Consider the following 1813-nt stretch of genomic DNA (forward strand, 5'->3'; position numbering starts at 1 on the left):
GGCCAGAGCAGCCAGAGCAGCCGGCTGAGACGTCCGGCTGGCATCGGGTGGACGCCGAGGATCTGCCCGACGAGGGTCGGGTGCGTACCGCCGTGGTCGGTGGCCGCAGTGTGGCGCTGACGCGGTGCGGGGGGTTGCTCTCGGCGCTGGAGAACCGCTGCCCGCATCAGGGCGGCCCGCTCGGCGAGGGGTCGATCGAGAACGGCTGGCTGCGCTGTCCGTGGCACGGCTACGACTACGATCCCACCACGGGGAAACCGCCGGCGGGCTTCACCGACGCGGCGACCGCCTACGCCGTACACGAACGGGACGACGGGGCGTTCGTGCAGCTGCCGCCGGCGCGGATCGAGACCCGCACTGTCAGCGACGTTCTCGTGGACACCCTGGTCGCGTGGGGCGTCCGGCACGTGTTCGGCATGGTCGGGCACTCCAACCTGGGCTTCGCCGACGCGCTGCGCCGCGCTGAGGCGCGTGGCGAGATCACCTATATCGGTATCCGGCACGAGGGCGCCGCCTCGTTCGCCGCCAGCGCGTACGGCAAGCTGACGGGACGTCCGGCGGCGTGCTTCGCGATCGCCGGGCCCGGATCGACGAACCTGCTGACCGGTCTGTACGACGCGAAGCTCGACGGTGCGCCGGTGTTGGCTATCTCCGGGCAGGTGCCGTCGAAGGTCCTCGGCCGGGGAGCGTTCCAGGACCTGGACCTCTCGGCGGTATTCCGGGACGTCGCGGTGTCCACGGCGACGGTGCAGGCCGGCAGCGACCATGGCGAGCTTGCGGCGCTCGCGGTCAAGCACGCCGTCGACGGACGCGGGGTCGCGCACCTGGTGCTGCCGGACGAGGTGCAGGTACTGCCGGCGACCGCGGCAGCGGTCCGGCCCGACGGCCGGCTCTCCGACCGCCGCAGCGGTCCCGACGCCACCGCCGTGCGGACGGCTGCCGATCTGCTGCGCCGCGCCCGACGACCGGTCATCATCGCGGGGCATGGCGCCCGGCCGGCCGCGGCGGCCCTGCGGGCGCTGGCGGAACGGCTGGGTGCACCGGTCGCGACAACCTTCAAGGCCAAGGGGCTACTGGCGGACACCCACCCGCTCGGGGCGGGCGTGCTGGGCCGCAGCGGCACCCCGGTCGCCAGCTGGCTGATGAACGAGGCAGACCTGCTGGTCGTCGTCGGCGCGTCGTTCGCGAACCACACCGGCATCGCGCCGTACAAACCCGCCATCCAGATCGACGATGACCACGCCGCCATCGGCCGCTTCCAGAAGGTGGACGTCGGGGTGCTCGGCGACGCCGAACTGAGCCTGCTCGCCCTGGCGGCGGCCCTCGACGGCGGTCCGGCTGGTACCACGGCCGGGGTGGACCAGCGGCCGGACGTGGCGGCGCGCTGGGCATTGTGGCGCGCTGAAAAGGCGCGCCGCGTCGCCGACGACCGGGGCCGGGGACTGTCCGCGGCGGCGGTCTTCGACGCGCTCGGGCGGCACATCCCCGCCGACGCCGTCATCAGCGTCGACGTCGGCAACCACGCCTACTCCTTCGGCCGCTACTTCGAGTCCGCCGGCCAGCCGGTGTTGATGTCGGGCTACCTCGGTTCGATCGGCTTCGGCTACCCGGCCGCGATCGGCGCATGGGCGGCCGACCCCAGCCGCCCGGTCGTGGCCGTCACCGGCGACGGCGGCTTCGGCCAATACCTCGCCGAAGTGACCACCGCGGTCAAGTACGACATCGGGATCAAACACATCCTGCTCGACAACGGCGCCCTCGGTAAGATCAGCAAAGAACAACTCGGCGAGCAGTTCCCGGTCTGGCAGACTTC

1 protein-coding gene is annotated in these 1813 nt (G+C 72.4%); it reads left to right on the forward strand.

What is annotated here, in order from left to right:
- Positions 1–47 precede the first annotated feature (47 nt).
- A partial coding sequence (locus U9980_RS23175; RefSeq protein WP_322769876.1) for a thiamine pyrophosphate-binding protein occupies positions 48–1813 on the forward strand: 1766 nt, incomplete at its 3' end.

Origin of the sequence: Protofrankia sp. Cr1, from assembly GCF_963555865.1 — a bacterium.
GTDB lineage: Bacteria > Actinomycetota > Actinomycetes > Frankiales > Frankiaceae > Protofrankia.